Origin of the sequence: Kerstersia sp., from assembly GCF_052103615.1 — a bacterium.
GTDB lineage: Bacteria > Pseudomonadota > Gammaproteobacteria > Burkholderiales > Burkholderiaceae_B > Kerstersia.
Window position 1 is genome coordinate 10558 of sequence record NZ_JBQEKA010000044.1, and the last position, 8375, is coordinate 18932.

An 8375-nucleotide genomic window follows, 5' to 3' on the forward strand; every position below is an offset into this window, starting at 1 on the left:
TGTGGTGCGCACTCAGGCGCATCGCAATCATGCCGGTTTTTTTTGCATCTCCCGCCAGGGCCATCCCCGCGTTATCGCCGCTCATCATTTTCAGGCACAATCCGGCTAGCTCCCGGTTTACTGCCCCCCTTTCCCGCATGTCTTCGCTACGCGACTTTCTGGAACGCCATCAGGTTTTCATTTACTTCGGTGCCGTGCTGCTGGCGGCAGCGCTGGCAATGTCCGCGCCTAATGGCCTGCCCTGGCCTGCGGGCGGACTGGAAGCCTGGATCAATCCCGCCCTGGCATGCATGCTCTACCTGACCTTTTTTCAGGTTCCCATGGCCGAGCTGAAACGCGCGTTTACGCATGGCCGCTTCCTGATGGCCTTGCTGCTGGCGAATTTCGCTGCGATCCCGCTGCTAGTCGCCGGTTTGCTGCCACTTTTTCCGGCGGAGCCGCTGCTGCGGCTGGGCATGCTGATGGTTTTGCTCTGCCCCTGCATAGATTACGTTGTGACCTTCGCGCAGATGGGCCGGGCAGATGCGCGTCTGCTCTTGGCGGCCACACCCGCGCTCTTGCTGCTGCAAATGCTGTTGCTGCCCCTTTATCTCCCGCTTTTCCTCACGCCAAAGGCCACCCAGGGCATCAGCGCCGCCCCCTTTCTTCACGCCTTTGTCTGGCTGATTGCCGTGCCCCTGGCGCTGGCCGCGCTCACACAATTCCTCCTGGCGTCCCGCCCGCACGGCAAACCGCGGCCACGAAGGGCGGCGCTCACGGCTTTGCTAGGCCTGCTGCCCGTCCCCGCCACGGCATGGGTGTTATTTGTCGTCGTCGCGGCTGTCCTGCCGCAACTCACGCAGGCACTGCCTATCGTCCGGCAAATCCTGCCGGTCTATCTGCTGTTTGCCTTGTCTGCCCCGCTGCTGGGCTGGCTGATCGCCCGGCAATGGCGCTTGCCCCCCGCGCAGGCGCGGGCGCTGGCATTCAGCGCCGCCACTCGAAATTCACTGGTCATCCTGCCGCTGGTTCTGGCCATTCCCGGCGCGCCCCCCTGGCTGGCTGCCGTCGTGCTGAGCCAGACCCTGATAGAGCTGCTGGCAGAGCTGGCTTATATCCGCCTCTTGCCGCTGTTTCCCCGGCGCACGCGCACGCAGGACAAGCCGGCCTGACCGCGCCCGGCTGCCCCGCGCGGCCAGACTTACTCGGCCTCGCCGGCGCCGTCCTGCACCGCCCCGACCGGCCTGCCGCCGGCATACCACCACCAGGCGCTGGCAAAAAATACCAGTTGCGCCAGATTCAGGCTGGCGCTGCCTACCCATACCGCCAGCTGGCTGGCCGGAAATTGCAGCGTGACCGCCGCCAGCACAATGGCCACAATCAACGGGTTCAGGCATGCGCTCCAGCGCGGCAGATACGTTCTGCCAGCCATGACACGCCCCATCACCAATAACCATCCCAATGCGCTGGCCGCCACGGCCCCTATCCAATGCACCGTCAGCAAATGCTGAAACTGGTTGAAGGCCAGCACCTGCGCGCCCAGTGCGCTGCTATCCCCCGGCAGCATGCTTTGCGCCTGCAAGCCGACAAAACCGAAGGCCGCGTGCCCCAAGGGAGACCAGGCGTAGCCCGCCAGCAAGAGCAATACCGTCAAGCGGCTAAGGCTGCCGCGCGGCAGTATGCGATACAAGGCAAAGCATGACAGCAGATAGAGCAGCACGCTGAACGTCGCCAGATAGATTCCCCACATCAGGCGCTGCGGCGAGCCATCCAGCATCAAGACCGCCATATTGCTATCGAGCTGTTGCGCCAGCGTCTGGGAAAATAGCGGATAGGCCGCAGGCCTAGGAACAAAACCGACCAGCAGCATGTCTGCAATCGACCAGCAAACTGCTGCCAGTACACCGCAAATCAAACTGCTTCTGATAGCTTTTTGCAAATCAAAAGATGACATGACCTACTCTCCAGGAAAGACAGCGCTTCTCGCCTCAGGCGCACTGCACCAGCGCAGCTAACGCTAAACTACCATGATCGGGCCCCCGCTTGGGGGCACCTTCCTTTTTTTACAGTGGCAGCCAAGAGGCCGATAGACCAGATGGACATTACCCTGCTGATTTTCCTGATTGTCTATGTCGCCATGGGCTTCGGCAAATTGCCAGGCTTCAAAGTTGACCGCACCGGCGCTGCCGTGATCGGCGCGCTGGCCATGATGGCTGTCGGCAGCATTACGCCGCAAGCGGCCTGGCATTCAATAGACTACCGCACCATTTGCCTGCTGTTCGGCTTGATGGTGGTTTCTGCCGCCTTTGTTGAATCCGGCTTTTATGCCTGGACCGCCCAGCGGGTGGCCAGCCTGCGCATCAGCCCTCCCGCCCTGCTGGCGGCGCTGGTCGTCGTCGGCGGCGTGCTCTCGGCGCTGCTGAGCAACGCCGTGGTAGTTGTCGCCATGACACCGCTATTGGTCGCCCTGACACTGGCCCGGGGACTGAATCCCGTGCCCTTTCTGCTGGCTTTCTGCTTTGCCGCCAATACTGGCGCCGCCGGCACCTTGATCGGCAGCCCCAAAAACATGATTGTCGCCCAGGCGCTGGATCTCTCTTTTATGGGGCTGCTGCGCGCCACCTTTGTGCCCGCGCTGGTGTCCCTGCCACTGGTCTGGGGCATTGTGGCTTTTATGTACCGCCGCCGCTGGACGCTGGACGCTGCCCTGCCAGCGGCATCCGGCGCGGCGGCGGGCGGCATCATCCCGCCGCTGGATCTCTGGGAAACCATCAAGGCCAGCCTGGTCACGCTGGCCGTGATCATTGCCTTTGTCGCCAGCGATTGGCCGCGCGAACTCGTCGCGCTGAGCGCCGCAGGCCTGCTCCTGATCAATCGCCAGATTGCTTCCAGCGATATGCTCAAGCATGTGGACGGCAATCTGCTGCTGCTGATCATGGGCCTGTTCATGGTCAATGCCGCGTTTGCCGCCACGGGCCTGCCCGAGGTGCTGTTGGGCGACCTGCGCGGCGCGGGCATTCATCTGGATTCCCCGATCGCCTTGTTCCTGGTCATCGCCCTGCTATGCACGCTGGTGGGCACCAACCCTTCGGTCATGATGCTCTTGCCCTTTCTGCGCCCGACCGCAGAAACCACCAATAGCATGGGCGCGGCCCTCGTCATGGGGTCCAGCTTTGCCAGCAATCTGTTTATTTTTGGCAGTCTGGCCGGCATTATTGTGGCCGAGCAAGCGGCTGCCTGCGGCGTCAAGATTTCCTTTGGCGAATTCGCCCGCGCCGGGCTGCCAGTGACCCTGGCCTGCATGATCATGGCAGGCGCCTGGATCCTTCTGGTTGGCGCCTGAAGGCATCCGGCAGGCGGCAGGCGCCCCAAGGCCCAAGTCAGGCGCTCAGCAATACCAGCGTCCAGGAACACACGGCAGATAGCCACAGCACCACCACATAGCTGGCGCGGCGGGTAGCGACATCGACCCCGGCGCGTTCCAGCCTGGCATAGCAAAGGCCCGCGCAAACAAAGCCCAGCGACCACAGCACGCCGGCCGAGACCGTCGCCGGCCACACCCAATCGCCGTGCCAGGCGTCCATGCTGCCATGCCAGGGCGCCAAGACGGGGTAAACCGCGTAGTAAAGCATGCCGCCCAGGGCACCCATACTCAGGACGCCCAGCATCGCTGCCACAGTTGCGGCAATAAACGATCGCCTGATTCCACCGAACAGGCCTGCTCCGGCTTTCATTCAAACCACCTATGTATATGGCATCCGCGCCGTTTCTCAGGCACGCCAGCCATCACGCAGCCAAAGGGTTCAGAACCGCCGCGCTGGCTGCGCCTAATCCATCCATTGAGCTGTTGCGGCCTGGTATTGATGAGACATGGCCTGGCACAGCGCACCCCCTGCCCGGCCTGAGGGGGCAGGCTTGTATCAGCACGCGCCCCCAAATTGCCTAGCTTGTATCACTATTTTTTATTATTACAGCAGATGCTACTACAACAGACGCCCCCTTGGTATAGCGGCCATTCCAGCGCGCTGCGAGCCTATCCTGCAAGCCTCAAGCGGGCGGCTAAAACAAGCCTATTTGCCTGGCCCGGCCCTGACGGCTTCCAGCGCCTGCAGTTCCTCTTGCAATACCGTCAGTTCTTCCCGTTCCCGCAGCAATTTCCGCTCCAGCTTGCGTACCTTATCCAGGCGGCCTTCCATCTGCTTTTCTTCGATTTCCGCCAGGATGTCGTTAACGGCTTCAGCCTGCTCTGCAATATCTGCCCGTTTGTCCTGCAGGACGGCCTCATCGGTGCAACGCAAACGCACTTCTGACAAAGCATGTTCCAGGCCGCGCTGGCGGTACACATTGCCATAGGCCTTGGCATGCCCCAGTTGCTGTTCGATGGCCGTTGCCTTGCGTTCACAGAGAGGGTTAGCTGCCTGCGCCGGCAAGGCGGCACAGGCCATGATCAACAATGTTATTTGCAGCAATCTTTGCATCACTTTCTCTCCTCTGCTATCGCGCTGTGGCAGGCAGCCATCCTTGTGGAACGCCCACTGCTCACAGGCATACGGCTCGTTACACATTGTTATAACGAATGTCTTGGCCGCACTGAATCAGAACTTTGAGAATTCCGTTCCTTCAACGTCAAGGATTTCAAAAATCATGCAAAAACTAGAATTTTTGTTAGAGATAACTGTGTTTCGCTCAGCGCAATCACGGTTTTCCCCACTTTAGAGAAAACAAGAAAAACAGGGTTATTCCCACATCCGCGAGCCTTGCGGCCAGACGCCAAGCCCCTTATAAATTGACCTGCCGGACGGTCAATAAATTCACAAGAAATGGCTTTCCAGGAACGTAGCTACCCATTGCGTTTCTCCCCCCCGGCAGATCTACCCCTGCTGCCGTGCTTGTCACCGTGTCGTTTCAGACGGCCGGTGTTTCAACGAACAAAAGACAATAAAAACAGCAACGCAAAGCGTTCTGGAGGAGACATATTTCATGAAGCCATCTCGACAAAAACAACTGGTGCGCAATGTGGCATGGGTCGGCATCATGGCTGCGCTCGTCGCGGCCTGCGGTTCCGACAAATCCGATTCCGACACCACCACGCCAACGCCAGACGCCTATCAGGTGGATATTCGCCGCACGACTGGCGGCGTGCCCCATATCAAGGCAAATGACTATGCCAGCGCGGGCTATGGGCTGGGCTATGTCTGGGCGGAAGACCACGCCTGCACCATGTCTGGCCGCTGGCTGACCACTGGCGCCCAGACAGCGGCGCGCTTCGGGGCAAACGGCCCCGATTTTCCCTTTGATTTGCGCAATGGCAATCTGGCCAGCGACCTGTATTTTCAGAAACTCATAGATCAGGGCTGGCTGGACCAGTTGCTGGCAGACCAGGGCCCTACCGGCATCCTGCCGGAAGTCCGCGAACTGGTGCGCGGCTATGTTGCGGGCTACAACCGCTACCTGAAGGAAGTCGATTACAAGCTGCCGGATGAACGTTGCGCGGGCGCAGACTGGATCCGCCCCATCACTGAACGCGACCTCTATTTGAATGCCGCGTTCTGGGCCGACATGCTGACTGCCGTTCACAATGAATTCAGCGGCTTTCTGGCTGCGGTGCCGCCGGGCACGCAAAAAGATGCCGTGCGCCTTAGCGCAGCGCAGCGCGCTGCCCTCCCGGCGCCCAAGATTTTGGCCAGCAATATGGTGGCGCTGGGCAAGGACGCCACCCGGGACGGCACCGGCATGGTGTTTTCCAACCCGCACTGGGAATGGAACAAAGCCGACGGCATGGTCGCCGCGCACCTGACGATTCCCGGCAAGCTCAATGTCAACGGCATGACCTTCGGGGCCAGCCCTGTCATCGGCATTGGCCATAATGATTCGGTAGGCTGGGCCGCCACCTCGGCAGGCGCCACGATTACCAATGGCGTGCGCTACCGCCTGGACTTGGTGCCCGGTTCGCCCACCAGCTATCTGGTGGATGGCAAACGCCATGAAATGGTGCCCACGACCGTCACCGTTCAAGTGCGCGGCGCCGATGGCAAGCTGTCGCCATACACCCATACCTTCTACGAAACCTTGTTCGGCACGGTCAGCGCCTCTACCGACCGCCCCTGGACGGCCGCGCATGCCTATACCTGGAAACACAGCCCCCTCAAGGTCTCAGGCCTGAATATGTGGCATCTGTATTCCCAGGCCAAAACCGTGCAGGACATCCATGCAGCCGACAAGGCAACGCTGGGCGTGGCCTGGATCAACTCCACCGCGGCAGACTCCCAAGGGCATGCCTACCGCTCCATGCCCAACCCCCTGCCCTATGTGACTGATGCCATGATGAGCGACTGCGCTATCGCCAACGGCATCCTGGATGGCAGCCGCACCCAGTGCGCGCCGGTTCAGGATGACAGCGCGATTTTCCCTGGCATTTTCCCGTCAGATCAGATTCCCTATCAATTCCGCGACGATTATGTTTACAACGCCAACGACTCCTACTGGATTACCAACCTGCGCGCGCCGCTGGAAGGTTATCCGTCTTTGTATGGGAAAGAAAAAACCGTTCTGAGCAACCGTTCGCGCGGCGGCCTGGAAATCATCGAGCAACGCCTGCAACAAACCGATGGCTTGCCGGGCAAGGGTTTCACGCTGGAGCAATTCATCGGCCAGTTGTTCGATGGCCGGGATTATGCCCGCACCTGGCTGCCAGAGCTGGTGCCGTTCTGCCAATCGCTGACCGCACGCGCCGATGCGCCCGCCCAGCTGCCGCAGGCCTGCGCGGCCCTGGCTGGCTGGAACGGCAGCTATTTGCTGGATGACAAAGGTGCGGTGCTGTTCCGCCGGTTCCTGGAAAACAGCAAAATCACCCCGGCCTGGTACACCGTGCCTTTCGATGCCAATGATCCGCTCAATACGCCGCGCGGCCTGAATCTTTCCGACGAGGTGCGCCTGGCGCTCTATGCCGCGGTCAATGACCTCACCCGCCACGGCATTGCGCTGGATGCCTCATTGCGCGGCTATCAGCACCGCACCGTCAAGGGTGAACGGATCGCCGTCCCAGGGGGCGCGGCCTTCCTGCGCATGAATACCGGCCCCTTCCAGGGCCAGGACGGCTGGGAAGCCATCAGCGGCAGCAGCTTCATCTACTGGGTGGAAATGACACCGCAAGGCCCGCGCGGCAAGCAAATCCAGGTGCAGGGCCAGTCGGATGACGCCAACTCGCCGCTCAACACAGAGCAAACCCGGCTCTTCCGCGACGGCAAGTACCTGGATATCCGCTTTACCGAGGCCGAAATCCAGGCCGACCCGAAGCTGACGGTCAAAACCCTGAAAGCCCAGGCTGACGGGACATTCTAAGACCGTCAAGCTGGCGCCCTGGCAAGGCGCCAGCTTGACATGCTCCCGATCCGCTGGCGCGGGATACCTGGCGCGCAGGTATCCCGTTTTCATGTTTCCGCCGCTCCGGCAGACATGCAGATATCAGGCATCAGGCAAAGGCAAAGGCACTAAGACACTAAGGCACGCTACGGCTGCTCCTGCCCGTCCGGTGTCAGGCACAGCTTGCGCCATTTTTCGCCAAATGCCTCGACCGCCTGACTTTTGGCTGCCTCATCCTCCACCGCGGGCATTGCATAGGCATCACGGGCAATCGCCTGCACCAATTCAATCTGGCCGCCATAGTTCTTGCCGTCCGCAGCATGCGCTGCCAGCAAATTCTCCAGGCTGACGCCATGCTGGCGCACATGCATGGTCGAGCGTGATAACAGCGCTACGGTTTCGCACAGTTCCTCAGCCGGCGCTTGCGCGCTGGCCGCCAGCGGCATCCCGCTCAGCACGGCAGCCATGCTGCCTGCCCAAAATACCTTCCGGCTCATTATTCCCAGCATTCCCTGACTCCTCTTGCCCGCCATGACGCTCCCCGCTCATACTGCGGTCGCAAACGTCGCCAGCCCAAAAACAATGCCCGGCGCATTGGCCGCCGCAATCGGCCAATCCCGCTTGGGCTTTTTCATCAACCCGTACATCACCCACAGCGTGCAATTGACCGCCGCCACCAAGGGCTGAAGCCAATCCCCCTTGAGGCCTTGCAGGTTATTGCCGATCTGCGGGATATAGGACACATACATTGCCATGGCCGTCGCCGTGGCGACCCAGCCCAATACGGTGAACCAACGCGCCTCTGATGCTGCTGCCATGCCCTTCTCCCTCGCCGGCTCAGCGGCAATCAGGTATCCATCCGTTCCAGCCGCTACAACTCCCGCAGCGCCTCGGCAAAATGTCCAGCCAGTGCCTTCACCTTGCGGGGCAGGTATTTCCGCTGCGGGTAAGCGGCAAACAGCTGCAAGGGCGCCACGGCTTTATCCAGCGGGATAATTTCCAGCTCACCCGCGTCCAGCGCAGCCTGGCAGGCC

Annotated in this window: 8 protein-coding genes; 3 read left to right on the forward strand and 5 right to left on the reverse strand. The window is 61.0% G+C overall.

What is annotated here, in order from left to right; genetic code table 11:
• Positions 1-137 precede the first annotated feature (137 nt).
• Positions 138-1151, forward strand: coding sequence for an arsenic resistance protein (locus ACTJGZ_RS10465; RefSeq protein WP_441662865.1), 1014 nt, complete (start codon positions 138-140; stop codon positions 1149-1151).
• Positions 1152-1180: 29 nt separating this feature from the next.
• On the opposite strand, the gene ACTJGZ_RS10470 is transcribed toward ACTJGZ_RS10465, so the two are convergent.
• Positions 1181-1933 carry a DUF6796 family protein gene (locus ACTJGZ_RS10470; RefSeq protein WP_441662866.1) on the reverse strand — a complete coding sequence of 251 codons (753 nt, stop codon included), beginning with the start codon at positions 1931-1933 and terminating at the stop codon, positions 1181-1183.
• Between the two features lie 141 nt (positions 1934-2074).
• Between ACTJGZ_RS10470 and ACTJGZ_RS10475 the strand changes: the two genes are divergently transcribed.
• Positions 2075-3322, forward strand: a complete 1248-nt coding sequence (locus ACTJGZ_RS10475) for an SLC13 family permease (protein WP_441662867.1) — start codon at positions 2075-2077, stop codon at positions 3320-3322.
• A 37-nt stretch (positions 3323-3359) separates the two neighbouring features.
• Here ACTJGZ_RS10475 and ACTJGZ_RS10480 read toward each other — a convergent pair whose 3' ends face one another.
• A complete protein-coding gene (locus ACTJGZ_RS10480; RefSeq protein ID WP_441662868.1) occupies positions 3360-3629 on the reverse strand; it encodes a hypothetical protein in 270 nt (89 codons plus the stop codon).
• A 420-nt stretch (positions 3630-4049) separates the two neighbouring features.
• Positions 4050-4457 carry a DUF1090 domain-containing protein gene (locus tag ACTJGZ_RS10485; protein ID WP_441662879.1) on the reverse strand — a complete coding sequence of 136 codons (408 nt, stop codon included), beginning with the start codon at positions 4455-4457 and terminating at the stop codon, positions 4050-4052.
• Positions 4458-4959: 502 nt separating this feature from the next.
• On the opposite strand from ACTJGZ_RS10485, the gene ACTJGZ_RS10490 reads away from it, so the two are divergent.
• The gene (locus ACTJGZ_RS10490) at positions 4960-7320 is read left to right on the forward strand and encodes a penicillin acylase family protein (protein ID WP_441662869.1); all 2361 of its coding nucleotides are present in this window, start codon (positions 4960-4962) and stop codon (positions 7318-7320) included.
• Between the two features lie 167 nt (positions 7321-7487).
• Here ACTJGZ_RS10490 and ACTJGZ_RS10495 read toward each other — a convergent pair whose 3' ends face one another.
• The gene (locus ACTJGZ_RS10495; protein WP_441662870.1) at positions 7488-7850 is read right to left on the reverse strand and encodes a hypothetical protein; all 363 of its coding nucleotides are present in this window, start codon (positions 7848-7850) and stop codon (positions 7488-7490) included.
• Between the two features lie 36 nt (positions 7851-7886).
• A complete protein-coding gene (locus tag ACTJGZ_RS10500) occupies positions 7887-8159 on the reverse strand; it encodes a hypothetical protein (protein WP_441662871.1) in 273 nt (90 codons plus the stop codon).
• Positions 8160-8375: the final 216 nt, after the last annotated feature.

Excerpts from the sequence above, each read along its gene's own strand:
- ACTJGZ_RS10470 (WP_441662866.1), bottom strand. The coding sequence starts at position 1,933 with ATGTCATCTTTTGATTTGCAAAAAGCTATCAGAAGCAGTTTGATTTGC.
- ACTJGZ_RS10495 (WP_441662870.1), bottom strand. The coding sequence starts at position 7,850 with ATGCTGGGAATAATGAGCCGGAAGGTATTTTGGGCAGGCAGCATGGCT.
- ACTJGZ_RS10485 (WP_441662879.1), bottom strand. The coding sequence starts at position 4,457 with ATGCAAAGATTGCTGCAAATAACATTGTTGATCATGGCCTGTGCCGCC.
- ACTJGZ_RS10500 (WP_441662871.1), bottom strand. The coding sequence starts at position 8,159 with ATGGCAGCAGCATCAGAGGCGCGTTGGTTCACCGTATTGGGCTGGGTC.
- ACTJGZ_RS10475 (WP_441662867.1), top strand. The coding sequence starts at position 2,075 with ATGGACATTACCCTGCTGATTTTCCTGATTGTCTATGTCGCCATGGGC.
- ACTJGZ_RS10465 (WP_441662865.1), top strand. The coding sequence starts at position 138 with ATGTCTTCGCTACGCGACTTTCTGGAACGCCATCAGGTTTTCATTTAC.
- ACTJGZ_RS10490 (WP_441662869.1), top strand. The coding sequence starts at position 4,960 with ATGAAGCCATCTCGACAAAAACAACTGGTGCGCAATGTGGCATGGGTC.
- ACTJGZ_RS10480 (WP_441662868.1), bottom strand. The coding sequence starts at position 3,629 with ATGGGTGCCCTGGGCGGCATGCTTTACTACGCGGTTTACCCCGTCTTG.